The sequence below is a fragment of the Roseobacter sp. FCG-D35 genome (genome assembly GCF_033436665.1).
Lineage (GTDB): Bacteria > Pseudomonadota > Alphaproteobacteria > Rhodobacterales > Rhodobacteraceae > JAWQFO01.
Genome location: NZ_JAWQFO010000005.1, coordinates 89,107 through 103,394, shown reverse-complemented (window position 1 = coordinate 103,394; position 14,288 = coordinate 89,107). Strand labels below are relative to the sequence as shown.

11 protein-coding genes are annotated in these 14,288 nt (G+C 64.9%); 1 reads left to right on the top strand and 10 read right to left on the bottom strand.

Annotation, left to right across the window (positions count from 1 at the left end):
• Window positions 1–3 precede the first annotated feature (3 nt).
• From glgA to R5H30_RS13170, 9 genes are all read right to left on the bottom strand, one after another.
• Window positions 4–1,446 (bottom strand): glycogen synthase GlgA, encoded by a 1,443-nt coding sequence (gene glgA / locus R5H30_RS13210; RefSeq protein WP_318328890.1) that lies wholly within the window; start codon window positions 1,444–1,446, stop codon window positions 4–6.
• Window positions 1,447–1,451: 5 nt separating this feature from the next.
• The gene (glgC, locus tag R5H30_RS13205; RefSeq protein WP_318328889.1) at window positions 1,452–2,711 is read right to left on the bottom strand and encodes a glucose-1-phosphate adenylyltransferase; all 1,260 of its coding nucleotides are present in this window, start codon (window positions 2,709–2,711) and stop codon (window positions 1,452–1,454) included.
• Window positions 2,712–2,766: 55 nt separating this feature from the next.
• Window positions 2,767–4,968 carry a 1,4-alpha-glucan branching protein GlgB gene (gene glgB / locus R5H30_RS13200; protein ID WP_412105139.1) on the bottom strand — a complete coding sequence of 734 codons (2,202 nt, stop codon included), beginning with the start codon at window positions 4,966–4,968 and terminating at the stop codon, window positions 2,767–2,769.
• Window positions 4,969–4,982: 14 nt separating this feature from the next.
• A complete protein-coding gene (locus tag R5H30_RS13195) occupies window positions 4,983–7,379 on the bottom strand; it encodes a glycogen/starch/alpha-glucan phosphorylase (RefSeq protein ID WP_318328888.1) in 2,397 nt (798 codons plus the stop codon).
• A 56-nt stretch (window positions 7,380–7,435) separates the two neighbouring features.
• Window positions 7,436–8,374, bottom strand: a complete 939-nt coding sequence (locus R5H30_RS13190) for a carbohydrate kinase family protein (protein WP_318328887.1) — start codon at window positions 8,372–8,374, stop codon at window positions 7,436–7,438.
• The gene (locus R5H30_RS13185; RefSeq protein WP_318328886.1) at window positions 8,371–9,039 is read right to left on the bottom strand and encodes a nucleoside triphosphate hydrolase; all 669 of its coding nucleotides are present in this window, start codon (window positions 9,037–9,039) and stop codon (window positions 8,371–8,373) included. Before R5H30_RS13185 ends, R5H30_RS13190 begins: the two co-directional genes overlap by 4 nt.
• On the bottom strand, window positions 9,039–9,812 hold the full coding sequence (locus R5H30_RS13180) for an ATP-binding cassette domain-containing protein (RefSeq protein WP_318328885.1): 774 nt from the start codon (window positions 9,810–9,812) through the stop codon (window positions 9,039–9,041). The genes R5H30_RS13185 and R5H30_RS13180 overlap by 1 nt, the downstream gene beginning before the upstream one ends.
• The gene (locus tag R5H30_RS13175) at window positions 9,812–10,882 is read right to left on the bottom strand and encodes an ABC transporter permease (RefSeq protein WP_318328884.1); all 1,071 of its coding nucleotides are present in this window, start codon (window positions 10,880–10,882) and stop codon (window positions 9,812–9,814) included. The genes R5H30_RS13180 and R5H30_RS13175 overlap by 1 nt, the downstream gene beginning before the upstream one ends.
• Window positions 10,883–10,993: 111 nt before the next feature.
• The gene (locus tag R5H30_RS13170) at window positions 10,994–12,007 is read right to left on the bottom strand and encodes a sugar ABC transporter substrate-binding protein (protein WP_318328883.1); all 1,014 of its coding nucleotides are present in this window, start codon (window positions 12,005–12,007) and stop codon (window positions 10,994–10,996) included.
• Window positions 12,008–12,168: 161 nt separating this feature from the next.
• Between R5H30_RS13170 and R5H30_RS13165 the strand changes: the two genes are divergently transcribed.
• Window positions 12,169–13,362, top strand: a complete 1,194-nt coding sequence (locus R5H30_RS13165; protein ID WP_318328881.1) for an ROK family transcriptional regulator — start codon at window positions 12,169–12,171, stop codon at window positions 13,360–13,362.
• A gap of 4 nt (window positions 13,363–13,366) precedes the next feature.
• Here R5H30_RS13165 and R5H30_RS13160 read toward each other — a convergent pair whose 3' ends face one another.
• Window positions 13,367–14,284 carry a dihydrodipicolinate synthase family protein gene (locus R5H30_RS13160; protein ID WP_318328880.1) on the bottom strand — a complete coding sequence of 306 codons (918 nt, stop codon included), beginning with the start codon at window positions 14,282–14,284 and terminating at the stop codon, window positions 13,367–13,369.
• Window positions 14,285–14,288: the final 4 nt, after the last annotated feature.

Genomic DNA, 14,288 nt, shown 5'->3' with positions numbered 1-14,288 from the left:
CCGTCACCTTGCCGGCAGGAGCCTGTCGTAGACCGCCGCGTAGGCTGCCGCAGATCCGTCCCAGCCGACCGGATGCCGCATCGCCCGGCGCATCATGCCCGCCCATGTCTTCTGGTCCCGGTAGAGCGCGCAGGTGCGGACGATGGCCTGCCGCAACCGCTCGGCCGTTGCCGGGGCGAACTGCAGACCGGTGGCGCAATTCGCGGTCAGCGCCGCCTCATTCGCGTCGATGACCGTGTCGGCCAGCCCCCCGGTGCGCGCGACCACCGGCAAGGTGCCGTAGCGCAGACCATAAAGCTGGGTCAGGCCGCAGGGCTCGAACCGCGAGGGGATCAGGATCGCGTCGCTGCCGCCCTGCATCAGGTGCGACAGAGGTTCGTCGTAGCCGATGATCGTGCCGACCCGGCCGGGGAACCGCGTGGCAGCCTCCGCGAACGCCTGCTCCATCCAGCCTTCCCCGCTTCCCAGAAGCGCCAGTTGCGCATCCTCGGCGACGAGGTCGGGCAGACAGTCAACCAGCAGGTCCAGTCCTTTCTGCGTGGTCAGGCGGCTGATGACGCAGAAGAGCGGGCCAGCGACGGCGGCTTCGAGACCGAAGCGTTTGCGCAACGCGGTCTTGTTCGCAGCCTTGCTCTTGAGACTGCGCAGCCCGTAGGGCTTGGCGAGATGCGGATCGGTCTCGGGGTTCCAGATCTCGACGTCGATGCCGTTGAGGATGCCCGTCAGATCCTTCTGGCGCTCCTGCAAGAGCCCTTCGAGCCCCATGCCGAAGTCGGGCGTCAGAAGCTCGCGCGCGTAGGTCGGGCTGACTGTTGTGATCGCGTCGCACAGTGCCAATCCCGATTTCAGGAACCCGAGCTGGCCGTAGAATTCCAGCGCGTCGGGCGTGAAGAGCCTGCGGTCGAGCCGCAAGACCTCGAGCACGTCCTGCGGGAACAGGCCTTGGAAGGCGATGTTGTGGATCGTCATGACGACCGGCGGCGGCGTGACGCCGGTCTGGCGCAGGTAGGCGGGCACCAGGCCCGCCTGCCAGTCATGCGCATTCACGAGGTCCGGACGCCACCCGGCTGCGCCATGCTGTGCGACCTGGGCCGCAGCGAAACACAGCCCGCCGAAGCGCAGATGATTGTCGAACCAGTCCTTCCCGTTCTGGTCGAGGTAGATGTTACCGGGACGATCGAAGAGATGCGGCGCGTCGAGCAGCAGCAGGTCTAGCCCGTCGGCCTCGGCGGCAACAAGGCGGGCCGGACCGCCGAAAAGATCGCCGAAGCCGCCGACCTCGGTCCCGGAGGCGACATGCATCGCCAATGCCGGATAGGCCGGAAGCATGACCTTCACCTGCGCGCCGATACTGCCGAGCGCCTTGGGCACCGCGCCGATGACATCGGCAAGCCCCCCGGTCTTGACGAATGGCGCGCATTCCGAGGCGACAAACAGGACGTTCATTCTTGTCAGCTCTCCAGCTTGTCGATCATCGGTTGGGTGATCAGCGTAATGCCGTTCGCCGTGCGGCGAAAGCGCTTGGCGTCGAGGTCGGGATCCTCGCCCACCACCAGCCCCTCGGGGATCACGACGCCCCGGTCGATCACGACGTTTGTCAGCTGGGCCTTGCGCTTGATCTCGACGTAGGGCATCGCGACGACCCCGTCGAGCTGCGAGAAGGAGTGCGTGCGCACCCCGGTGAACATCAGGCAACGTTCGAGGCTCGACCCGGAGATGATGCAGCCGCCCGACACCATCGACGAAACCGCGTGACCGCGACGCCCTTCCTCGTTGTGGATGAACTTGGCGGGTGCCGTCAGCTCGGAATAGGTCCAGATCGGCCAGCTGTTGTCGTAGAGGTCCAGCTCGGGCTCGAAATCGGTGAGGTCGATGTTGGCCTGCCAGAACGCGTCGACGGTGCCGACATCACGCCAGTAGGCCTCGCGCTCGAGCCCGGTGCGCACGCAGGAGCGGCTGAACGGATGCGCCACGGCTTTGCCGTTCTTGACGATGTCTGGGATGATGTTCTTGCCGAAATCGTGCTCGGAATTGCTGTCCTTGGCATCCGCAAGCAGCAAATCGAAGAGGTACTCCGTCTCGAAAATGTAGATCCCCATGCTCGCCAGTGCGAGGTCGGGATGGCCGGGCATCGCCGGCGGATCCTTGGGCTTTTCCATGAAGTCGATGATCACGTCGTTCTCGTTGACATGCATGACCCCGAAGGCGCTCGCCTCCTTGCGCGGCACCTCGATGCAGCCGACGGTCACGTCCGCGCCGCTGTCGATGTGGTGCTCGACCATCTTGACGTAGTCCTGCTTGTAGATGTGGTCGCCGGCGAGGATCACGATGTATTTCGGCCCGTAGCCTTCGATGATGTCGATGTTCTGGGTCACCGCGTCCGCAGTGCCGCGATACCAGTTCTCCTCGTCCATGCGCTGCGAGGCGGGCAGGATGTCGAGCGACTCGTTGCGCTCGGCCCGGAAGAAGGACCAGCCGCGCTGCAGGTGCCGGATCAGCGAATGCGCCTTGTACTGGGTGGCCACGCCGATCCGGCGGATGCCGGAATTGACCGCGTTCGAGAGGGGAAAGTCGATGATCCGGGTCTTGCCGCCGAAATACATCGCCGGTTTCGCGCGCCGGTCGGTCAGCTCGTAAAGACGACTGCCACGTCCCCCGGCGAGCACGAATGCCATCGTCTGCTGCGCCAGCCGTTCGCTTTCGGATTGCATCACTTCGTTCCTCCCTAGTGTAATCTTGATCGTCGGTAATCTTTCGTCGGTATTCTCAGGACCTTTCGAGTTCGAAAAAGAGCGTCGAAAGCGGCGGCAGCGTGATCCGGATCGAATGCGGACGCCCCGCAGCAGCGACCTCTTCGCTGTCAACGCCGCCCATATTGCCGCGGTTTCCGCCACCATAGGACGCGGCATCTGTGTTCAACCGTTCCGCCCAGCGCCCGGCCTCGGGCACGCCAATGCGCCGATCGCTGCGCTCGACCGGCGTGAAGTTCGACACGACCAGAACCGGCGGTGCGCCGTTATCACTCTTGCGCAGCCAGACGAGGATTGACTCGTCGGCCGCGTTCTCCTCGATCCACTCGAAACCCTCTGGCTTGCTGTCGAGACGGTGCAGCGCCGGGGTTTTGCGGTAGAGCGTGTTGAGGTCGCGCACCAGTGCCTGCAAACCGGCATGTTCGCGGCGTTCCAGCAGGTGCCAATCGAGCGAGGCGTCGTGGTTCCACTCTGCCCCTTGCGCGAATTCACAGCCCATGAAGAGCAGCTTCTTGCCCGGATGGCCCCACATGAAGCCGTAGTAGGCCCGGAGGTTGGCGAATTTCTCCTCTCCGTTGCCCGGCATCTTGTTCAGCATCGAGCCCTTGCCGTGCACCACCTCGTCATGGCTGATCGGCAGCACGAAGTTCTCCGAGAACGCGTAGTGCAGGCCGAAGGTCAGCTTGTGGTGATGGTACTTCCGATGCACCGCGTCCTCGTGCATGTAGGACAGGGTGTCGTTCATCCAGCCCATGTTCCACTTGTACCCGAAGCCGAGGCCGCCGCCGTCCGTGGGCGCGCTCACCCCGGGGAATGCGGTCGACTCTTCGGCCACGGTCAGGATGCCAGGCACTTCGCCGTAGGCGATGCGGTTCATGCGCTGCAGGAAGGCGATCGCTTCGAGGTTCTCGCGCCCGCCATGTTCGTTCGGCACCCATTCGCCCGCCTTCCGCGAATAGTCGCGGTAGAGCATCGAGGCCACGGCATCGACACGCAGCCCGTCGACGTGATGCTCCTTCAGCCAGTAGAGCGCGTTGGCGACGAGGTAGTTCGAAACCTCGCGGCGTCCGTAGTTGTAGATCAGCGTGTTCCAGTCCGGGTGATACCCCTCGCGCTTGTCGGCATGCTCGTAAAGCGCCGTGCCGTCGAAGAGCCCCAGCCCGTGGATGTCGGTCGGGAAATGGCCCGGCACCCAGTCGAGGATCAGGCCCAGCCCGGCCTTGTGCACCGCCGCAACGAAGGCGCGGAACTCGGCCAGCGTGCCGTGCCGGATCGTCGGGGCGTAAAGTCCGATCGGCTGGTAGCCCCAGGATCCCTCGAACGGGAACTCCGAGATCGGCATCAGCTCGATATGGGTAAAGCCGAGGTCCTTGACGTAGCCCACCAGCTGTTCGGCATGCTCGGCGTAGGACAGCGGGCGGTTGCCGTCTTCGGGCACGCGCCGCCAGGACCCCAGATGCACCTCGTAGACCGAGATCGGACTGTCGATGCGGTGCGCCTCGGCACGGGTTTGCATCCAGTCGCCGTCGTCCCACTCATGGCCGTCGAGCCGCCGAACCACCGACGCGGTGCGCGGCGGATGCTCGGCGCCGAAACCGAACGGGTCGGCCTTGCCCGGCAACAGGTTGCCCTGCGGGTCGTGCAATTCGTACTTGTAGGTCTCGCCTTCGCCCAGGCCGGGAATGAAGATCTCCCAGACACCGGTCTGACCGCGGCGGCGCATCGGGTTGCGCCGGCCGTCCCAGTCGTTGAAGTCGCCCACGACCGCGACACGCCGCGCGTTCGGCGCCCAGACCGCAAAATGCACGCCCTCCGCGCCTTCGTGGGACATCACGTGCGCCCCGAGCTTGTCCCAGAGGCGCAGGTGCGCGCCCTCTCCGATCAGGTGCTCGTCAAGCGCGCCCAGCACGGGGCCGAAGCGGTAGGCGTCGCCCTGCTCCCAGCTGTGGCCGTCGCGCGTGACGCGCAGGCGGTAGGCAAACGGCTTCCTGCGCCGCGCAGCGACCCCCTCGAAGACACCAGCGGCCTGCGGGTGCTCGGATAGCGCAACGACCTTGCGTCCGGTCTTGGCATCCAGCACCTCGACATCTTGCGCCCCGGGAATGACCGCCCGCAGCACCAACCTGCCATCGACCACGTGCTGCCCCAGAACCGAGAACGGGTCCGGATGTCGCCCCTCGGCGAGTTGCCGCGCGTCGTCGTCGGATGTCAGTGCCACGGGAAGCCCCCTTTTCAGTCGGTCAGCGACTCCGCGTTCCAGATGTCACGGGCATAACCCCTGATCGTGCGATCAGACGAGAACCACCCCATGCCGGCGGTGTTCATCGCGGCCATCCGGGTCCAAGCCGGAACGTCCCGATAGGCTCCGTCGACCCGGCGCTGGGTTGCGTAGAAGTCGTCGAAATCGCAGGTCACGAGGAAATAGTCGTGCTCGTAGAGGTTCCGCACCAGCGCGTCGTAGCGATGATGATCGCCGTGCGAGAAAACCCCGTCGGAGATCTGGCCAAGAACGCGCTTGAGCCGCGGGCTGGCGTCGATGGCCGCGCGGGCGTACCCCGCGTGACCGCGACGCTCCACCACTTCCTGCGCGGTCAGACCGAACAGGAAGAAGTTCTCCTCTCCGACGTGATCGCGGATCTCCACGTTGGCCCCGTCGAGCGTACCGATCGTCGGGCTGCCGTTGAGCGACAGCTTCATGTTGCCGGTGCCCGACGCTTCCTTGCCCGCGGTCGAGATCTGCTCGGAGAGATCCGACGCCGGGATCACGATCTCGGCCATCGAGACGTTGTAGTTTTCCGGATAGACCACCTGCAGCAGGTCGCGGGTGACCGGGTCGGAGTTGATCACGCGGCCCACGTCGTTGATCAGATGGATGATCGACTTGGCCAGCACGTAACCCGGTGCCGCCTTGCCGCCGAAGAACTTGACCCGCGGTGTCCAGTCGCCGTTCGGATTGTCGCGGATGTCGTTCCAGAGCGCGATGGTCTCGAGGATGTTCATGTGCTGGCGCTTGTATTCGTGGATGCGCTTGATCTGCACGTCGAACATCGCCTGCGGGTCCACCCGGAACCCGTCACGCTTGAGCAGCCATTGCGAGAGCCGCGCCTTGTTGTGGGCTTTCGCGGACCGGAACCTGTCCTGGAACCCGGCGTCGTCAACATGCGCCTTGAGGCCTTCGAGCCGTTCCAGATCGTCGGCCCAGCCGGTGCCGATGGTCTCGTCGATCAGGTCGCGCAGCGCCGGGTTGCACGAATGCAGCCAGCGCCGCGGCGTGATGCCGTTGGTCTGGTTGACGATCCGGTCCGGGTAGGCCCGGTGCAGATCGGCAAAGACCGTCTCCTTGACGAGGTCGGAATGCAGCGCCGAGACGCCGTTGACCTTGTGCGCCATGACGAAGGCCAGTTCGCCCATCTTCACGTCGCCATGTTCGATGATGTTGACGTGGCTGCCCGACACGAACCGGTGGGTGTCCTGGATGATCTCGATGATCCGGTGATGTCGCGGCAGGATGCGCGCAAACAGACCCTCGGGCCAACGTTCCAGCGCCTCGGGCAGCAGGGTATGGTTGGTGTAGCCCAGGCAATCGCGGGCGATGTCGATGGCCCGGTCGATCGGCACCTCGTGGTTGTCGGTCAGCAGGCGAACGAGTTCCGGCCCGGCGATCGCCGGATGAGTATCGTTGAGCTGGATCGCCACGTGGTCGGCCAGGGTGTCGATGTCATGGCCTTCCGCGATGAAGCGCCGCAGGATGTCCATGATCGAGGCAGCGGTGAAGAAATACTCCTGCTTCAGCCGCAGTTCCTTGCCTTCCTGCGTCGTGTCGTCGGGGTAGAGCACGCGCGAGATGGTCCGCGCCAGCCGCTCCGGCGCGTTGGCTCCGACATAGTCGCCGCGGTTGAACGCCTCGAGGTCGAAGAGCTTCAGGGGCTTCGCGGACCAGAGCCGCAGGGTGTTCGCCCATTTGCCCTTCCAGCCCACGACCGGCGTGTCGTAGGCCACTGCCAGCACGGTCTCGTCGGCATGCCAGACGCAGTGGCCGTCGCTTTCGCTGACGTGACCACCGAAGCGGATCGGGTAGCGCACTTCGGGCCGCTCGAATTCCCAGGCGTGTTTCTGCGCCAGCCAGCCTTCGGCGGTCTCGACCTGTTCGCCGTTCTCGAAATGCTGCTCGAAAAGACCATGCTCGTAGCGGATGCCATAGCCGTAGGCCGGAATCGAGAGGGTCGCGAGACTGTCCATGAAGCAGGCCGCCAGCCGGCCCAACCCGCCGTTGCCCAGCGCCGCGTCGGGTTCGTCGGACACGATGTGATCGAAATCCTGCCCAAGCTGTTCCAGTGCTTGTGCCGCGATCTCGTTGAGGCCGAGGTTCATGCCCACGTCCTCGATCAGGCGTCCGATCAGGAACTCCATCGACAGGTAATAGACCCGCTTGCCGGCGGTCCGGTAGGTCTTGCGCGTGGTCTCGAACCACGGCTCGATCACGAGGTCGCGCAACGACAGCGCCAGCGACATGCGCCAATCGTAGGTCGTGGCATGAGCCGGGTCCTTGCCCAGCGAGCTTTTCAGGTGCCGCAGGATCGACGCTTCGAGCGTCTGCGCATCAATGTCTTCAGTGACTCTGTTCAGCATGTGAAGGGGTTCTTCTGCTCAGGGAATGTTTTCAGGGATGTCCGGCACGCCTCCCGTCAGCCGGATTTCGGCAATTCGTGCGCCCAGGGCGGGTTCGCCCCGGCGCGTGAAACGGTCACTCCCGCGACGACGGCCCCGTGGGCCAGCGCCTTCTCCACCGTTTCGGGGTCAAGGGTCTCCAGCTTTTCCTTTCCAAGCACGCCTTGTTCCGCAAGGCTCGCGAGAAGCCCTGCATTGAACGTATCGCCTGCGCCGACGGTGTCCACCACTTCGACCTTGCGTGACGTGGCGTGTGCCTCCCGTCCGTCTGCAAAATAGGCGGTGGCGCCCTCGCTGCCCCGGGTCAGCACCACGATGCGCGGTCCCGCCTCCAGCAGCGCGCGGGCTTTGTCGGCGATCGAATCGGTTCCCTGGACGATCCAGTGCAGGTCCTCGTCCGACACCTTCACGATGTCGGCCACCTCGAGAATCGAGGCCAGCCGCGCGCGGTATCGCTCGAGATCCTTGATGAAGGTGGGCCGGATGTTCGGATCGACCATGATCACCCGCGTTTCCGCCTCACGACGCGCGAGGGCGGCGTAGAAATCCGCGCAAGGCTCGCTGATCAGGCTGATGCCGCCGAAATAGCAGGCGGTCACGTCTGGCGAGAGGTCGGGCAGGTCTTCCGGGTCGAGCATGCGCCCCGCAGTCCCTTCGTCGTAAAACGTATACGTGGCGTTGCCATCGGTCAGGCGCACGAAGGCCAGGGTCGTCGGACGGTCCGAGATAATTGAGTTCGACGTGTCGACATGGCTGTCCGCCAGCGCCTGCTGCAACACGCCGCCGAAAAGGTCGCTCGACAGGCCGGACAGGAACCCGGCCGGCGCGCGCAGCCGGCCAAGTGCGATCGCCGTGTTGAACACCGCCCCGCCGGCATGCGCCTCGAAATTGCTGCCGCCATCCGCACGACGCGTCTCGATCATGTCAATGAGGGCTTCCCCGCAGCACAGGATCATCGGCTTGCCTCCTCGGCCTGGCGCTGCTCTTGCGCCGGGGCCGTCGTACAGACGATATCCGCGGGCAGCGCGTTTGAGAGAACCCGTTCCGCGTTCGGGATGTCGTTGCCTTCCGCCTTCTCGGTGGCCTCATCGAAGCTCAGACCGTACCCGGACCAGCGGTCGAGCAGCCGGGATCGCAGGGTCTTGAGGTCGGCATCGACGCGCACCGACAGGTCCCAGAGCGTCGACAGATCGCGCCATCCGGGTTCATCGAGAAGCAGGTAGTTGCCCTCGAGGATCACCGTCTCGCAATCCGCAGGAACCACACCGGCCCCGGCGATGGCGATTTCGCGCGATCGGTCGAAGACAGGGAATATGACCTCGCCGCCCTCCGACAGGCGCCGCACCAGCGTCTGGAACCCGGCGAGATCGAAGGTCTCGGGCGCGCCTTTTCGGGACAGCAGCCCGCGCGCGCTCAGAACAAGATTGTCGAGGTGAAACCCGTCCATCGGGACCATCCGCGCCGGAAAGCCGTTGGCCGACAGGTGTTCTGCCAGCGCCTCGGCGAGGGTCGACTTTCCGCTGGCCGGCGCACCGGCCAGCGCCACGATCCGCCGCGCGCCCTTGCTTGGCGCGGCGGTGATCCGCGACGCAAGACCTTCGAGCCCCGGATCGAAGTGCATCACACGGCCTCGACCCCGTCCGGAACCGCCGCTCCCGTCATGTAGGACACCGCATCAGACATCGAATGTTCCTTGGGGTTTATCACACAGAGCCGCTTGCTGAGCCGGTGGATGTGGATGCGGTCGGCGACCTCGAAGACATGCGGCATGTTGTGGCTGATCAGCACGATCGGAATGCCGCGCGACTTCACGTCGAGGATCAGTTCCAGCACCTTGCGGCTTTCCTTCACACCCAGCGCCGCCGTCGGCTCGTCGAGGATGACGACCTTCGACCCGAAGGCCGCCGCCCGGGCCACCGCGACACCCTGGCGCTGACCGCCGGACAGGGTTTCCACCGCCTGGTTGATGTTCTGGATCGTCATCAGCCCCAGCTCGTTGAGCTTGTCGCGGGCGAACTTTTCCATCGCGGACCGGTCGAGCTGGCGCAGCCACTTGCCCATGAATCCGGGTTTGCGCAGCTCGCGCCCCATGAACATGTTGTCGGCGATCGACAGTGCCGGCGACATCGCAAGCTGCTGGTAGACGGTTTCGATGCCGTGCTCGCGGGCGTCGAGCGGCGAGGTGAAATGCACCTTCTTGCCTTCGAGGTACACGTCGCCGTCGTCGGGCACCACCGCGCCCGAGACCGCCTTGATCAGCGTGGACTTGCCCGCACCGTTGTCGCCGATGACCGCGAGAACCTCGCCCGGATAAAGCTCGAAATCCGCGTGGTCGATGGCGGTGACCTTGCCGTAGCGCTTGACGAGGTTCTTGCCTTGCAGGATCGGTTCCATCACGCAGACACCTTTCTGATCCACTGGTCGACCGCGACGGCGCCGATGATCAGCACGCCGATGAGCAGGTAGGTCCATTGCGCATCCGCGCCGAGCAGGCGCAGGCCGAGGGTGAACACACCGACGATCAGCGCCCCGAAGAGCATGCCGAGGATCGAACCGCGTCCGCCGAAAAGCGAGATGCCCCCGATCACCACGGCGGTGATGCTTTCGATGTTGCCAAGCTGGCCTGAGGTCGGAGAGACCGAACCGATGCGCCCGATCAGAGCCCAGCCCGCGAAGGCGCAGATGACGCCCGAGAGCATGTAGACCTGGATCAGCACGCGGCTGACCTGCACCCCGGATAGTTCCGCCGCCTCGGCATCATCGCCGACGGCGTAGACATGCCGCCCCCATGCTGTGTGCCTCAGGATATAGGCAAGCACGAGCGTCAGAAGCACCATGAATATCGCGCCGACGGTGAACACCGCGCCGCCAACGGTCACCTTGGCCCCGAAAAGCTGCAGCATCGGCGCCTGTTCGGCGATCTCCTGGCTGCGGATGGTCTCGTTCGCGGAGTAAAGGAAGTTGGTGGCCAGTACGATCTGCCACATGCCAAGCGTCACGATGAATGGCGGCAATTTGACCTTGGCGACGAGCCAGCCGTTGATGAAGCCGCAAAGCGCCCCGCAGGCGATGCCGCAGCCGATCGCCATCGGCGTGGGCAGCCCGTAGCGGAACGTGAACTGCCCCATGACGACCGAGCTCAGCACCATGATCGCACCGACGCTGAGGTCGATGCCGGCGGTCAGGATGACCAGCGCCTGGGCCGCGCCGAGGATGCCGACGATCTGCACCTGCTGCAGGATCAGGGTGAGCGCGAAGGGCGAGAAGAACTTTGTCCCGAGCAGAAGGCCGAAGACCAGGATCGCGGCCAGCAACACGATCAGCGGCACCAGCGACGGCGTCACGTGCAGCGTATGCTGAAGCTTGTGAACAAAGCCGGTCCGTTCGTCCGCGAAGCTCGCAACTTCGGCGGAACTCCGGGAAAGCGACTGTTCGTAGTCTTGTCCTTTGGACGTGTCTGACATCGGGTTCTCCAACGGGGCAGCGTCGTCGGGTACCTGCCGTCGGCTCGCGCGCGGCAGGTGCCGTCCTTGTGTGCGAGGCGGCCGGACCGCCTCGCGCTGGTCAGGCCGGGATCAACCCCAGCACTTGTCCATGCCTTCCTCGACCGAGATCGACTCGACGCCGTCGGCAGGCTGGTCCGTGACCAGCGCCACGCCGGTGTCGAAGAAGTCCTTGCCTTCGGTCGGCTCGGGCTTGGTGCCGTCCGCGGCCCAGGCGGCGATCGCCTCGATGCCGAGCGACGCCATCAGCAGCGGGTACTGCTGCGACGTTGCACCGATGACGCCGTCCGCGACGTTCTGCACGCCGGGGCAACCGCCGTCGACCGAGACGATCAGCACGTCGTTTTCGCGGCCGATCGCTTTCAGCGCTTCGTAGGCGCCTGCCGCGGCTGGCTCGTTGATGGTGTAGACCACGTTGATCATCGGGTCGGTGGCCAGCAGGTTCTCCATCGCCTTGCGGCCGCCTTCCTCGTTGCCGGCGGTTACGTCATTGCCGACGATGCGCGGGTCATCTTCGTCGCCCCACTTGCTGGGATCCTTCACGTCGATGCCGAAACCGGTGAGGAAACCCTGGTCGCGCAGAACGCCCACGGTCGGCTGCGAGACGGCGAGATCGAGCATCGCGATCTTGGCATCCGCCGCGGCATCGCCCAGCGTTGCCGCCGCCCATTGGCCGATCAGTTCACCGGCAAGAAAGTTGTCGGTGGCAAAGGTCGCATCGGCCGCGTCGATCGGGTTGAGCGGCGTGTCGAGCGCGATGACCAGCAACCCGGCATCCCGCGCCTGCTGTACGGCCGAGACGATGGACGAGGTGTCCGACGCGGCTATCAGGATGCCCTTGGCCCCGTCCGCGATGCAGGTCTCGATGGCCGCAACCTGGGTCTCGTGGTCGCCGTCGACCTTGCCGGCGAAGGACTTCAGCTCGACGCCGAGCTCCTCGGCCTTTGCAGCCGCACCTTCGCGCATCTTGACGAAAAAGGGGTTGGTGTCGGTCTTGGTGATCAGGCAGGCGCTTGTGTCCTGCGCGAACGCGGTTCCGGTCGTGGCTGCCAGGGCCAGTGCGGTCCCCGCAAGAATCTTTTTCATGGTATCCTCCCATTGGATCTGTCGGGGCCCAGCCCCGTTCCGCGCACCCATTAGGCCACGCGTCAAAAGAGATAACAACGATTCCGTCTTGGCTGTCAATAAATAACTAAACTTGATTTATAAATACGACGACGCTAGGTTTCGCGCAGGGAGATATCGACATGCCGGCGGACGCGGACACCTCGAAGATCGCCGCACTGCGCACCGGGATCAACCAGAGCGGGCTGCGCGATTTCAACGAGCGCCTGATGCTGTCGATGATCCAGCGCTACGGGGCGATGCCGCGCAGCGAACTGGCGCGGATCTCGGGCCTGTCGCTGCAGACCGCGTCCGTGATCACCCGCAAGCTGGAACAGGACGGTCTGCTCGCACCCGGCGCGCCGACCAAGGGCAAGGTCGGCAAGCCGTCGATCCCGATGGCCCTGGCGCCCGACGGCGTCTTCTCGCTCGGCCTCAAGATCGGGCGGCGCAGCGCCGAGCTGATGCTGATCGATTTCGTCGGCGCGGTTCGCAAGCAGCATCGCCTGAACTTTCCCTATCCCAATCCCAAGGATATCTTTGACTTCTTCGCCGCCGGGCTCTCCGACATCCTCAAGCGGATGCCGTCCCGGGATCGCGAACGGATCGCCGGTCTTGGCGTGGCGGCGCCGCACGAGATCTGGAACTGGCAAGAACTTGTCGGCGCGACCAGCGAGGATTTCCAGCATTGGCGCCGCATCGATTTCCGCGACGAGATCGCACGGTTCACCGCGCTGCCGGTCACCATCGTCAACGACGCCACAGCCGCCTGCCGCGCCGAGCATCACTTCGGGCGTGGCAAGGAGTTCCGCGACTACGCCTACTTCTTCGTCGGCGCCTTCGTCGGCGGTGGCGTGGTGATCAACCAGTCGGTCCACGAAGGTGCCAAAGGCAATGCGGGCGCCTTCGGCGCGCTGCGCATGGTCGGAGCGGATGGAAAAGAGCATTCGCTGATCGACGAGGCCTCGATCTTCCGGCTCGAGACGGCGCTGATCGACGCCGGCCTGCCGCGCGAAGGGCTCTGGCAGGAACCGCAGGACTGGAGCGGGATGGACCATCTGCTCGACCCCTGGATCGAGCGCGTCGGCAAGGCCCTGGCCCGCGCAGCACTTTCGGTCTGCGCGGTGATAGACTTCGACGCCATCCTCATCGACGGCGCCTTCCCCGCAGATGTCCGGAACCGGATCGTCGGGACCGCGCGGGACGAGCTGGCCACGCTCGACCAGCGTGGCCTGATCGCGCCGAGGATCGAGGAAGGCACGATCGGCCTTCACGCCCGCAGCATCGGGGCCGCGTGCGGTCCGATCTTCGACAGCTATTTCATGACCGCGACCTGAAGCGTCACTTGCCCCAGCGCAGCGCGAGGATATCGAGATCGCGCGCCAGCAACAGCAGCCGGTCCTTGGTGCGCTGCGACATCGGCTTGAGCGGGTGCCGCACGTGATCGCTTCGGATCACGCCGCCCTCCCTGAACACCGTCTTGCAAGCCCGCAATCCGCATTGCCGGTTCTCGTGGTTGATCAGCGGCATGCACAGTTTCCACTGTTCCAGCGCGCCGTCGGTATCGCCTTCGAGATGCTTCGTGACGATGGGCCGGATCTTTTCGGGGAACATCGCCGAGGTCATCGACCCGGTGGCACCGGCATCGAGGTCGGCCAGCAGCGTCACCGCCTCCTCGCCGTCGAACGGTCCGACGATATCTGCGCCACCGGCCTCGATCAGCGCCGCAAGCTTGTCGGCGGCAAACGGCACCTCGATCTTGAAATAGGCGACGTTCTCGATCTCGCGCGCCATTTGCGCCAGCAGCGGAACCGAGAGCTTGACCCCGGAGAGCGGCGCGTCCTGCACCATGATCGGGACATCGATCGCGTCGCTGACGGCGCGGAAATGCTCGACGATACCCTGCTCGTCCGGCACCAGCCCGACGCCGTGATAAGGCGGCATCATCATAATCATCGACGCGCCCATTTCGGCCGCCGAACGGGCCCGCGCGACCGCAACCTGCGTCGAAAAATGGCTCGTGGTCACGATGACCGGCACGCGGCCGGCGACATGCTCGAGGCTCAGCCGCATCAGCTGCGCACGCTCGTCATCGCTCAGAACGAATTGTTCGGAGTAGTTGGCCAGGATGCAGATCGCGTCCACGCCCTGGTCGATCATGCAATCGAGAACGCGCCGCATGCCTTCTTCGTCGACGCTCCCGTCGTCGGTGAAAGGCGTGGGGGCGACAGGCAGGATGCCGGTCAGAGGAGATTTCATGGTC

Coding starts and splice junctions, on each gene's coding strand:
- R5H30_RS13175 (WP_318328884.1), bottom strand. CDS start 10,882: ATGTCAGACACGTCCAAAGGACAAGACTACGAACAGTCGCTTTCCCGG.
- R5H30_RS13160 (WP_318328880.1), bottom strand. CDS start 14,284: ATGAAATCTCCTCTGACCGGCATCCTGCCTGTCGCCCCCACGCCTTTC.
- R5H30_RS13190 (WP_318328887.1), bottom strand. CDS start 8,374: ATGATCCTGTGCTGCGGGGAAGCCCTCATTGACATGATCGAGACGCGT.
- glgC (WP_318328889.1), bottom strand. CDS start 2,711: ATGCAATCCGAAAGCGAACGGCTGGCGCAGCAGACGATGGCATTCGTG.
- R5H30_RS13165 (WP_318328881.1), top strand. CDS start 12,169: ATGCCGGCGGACGCGGACACCTCGAAGATCGCCGCACTGCGCACCGGG.
- R5H30_RS13185 (WP_318328886.1), bottom strand. CDS start 9,039: ATGCACTTCGATCCGGGGCTCGAAGGTCTTGCGTCGCGGATCACCGCC.
- glgA (WP_318328890.1), bottom strand. CDS start 1,446: ATGAACGTCCTGTTTGTCGCCTCGGAATGCGCGCCATTCGTCAAGACC.
- R5H30_RS13170 (WP_318328883.1), bottom strand. CDS start 12,007: ATGAAAAAGATTCTTGCGGGGACCGCACTGGCCCTGGCAGCCACGACC.
- R5H30_RS13180 (WP_318328885.1), bottom strand. CDS start 9,812: ATGGAACCGATCCTGCAAGGCAAGAACCTCGTCAAGCGCTACGGCAAG.
- R5H30_RS13195 (WP_318328888.1), bottom strand. CDS start 7,379: ATGCTGAACAGAGTCACTGAAGACATTGATGCGCAGACGCTCGAAGCG.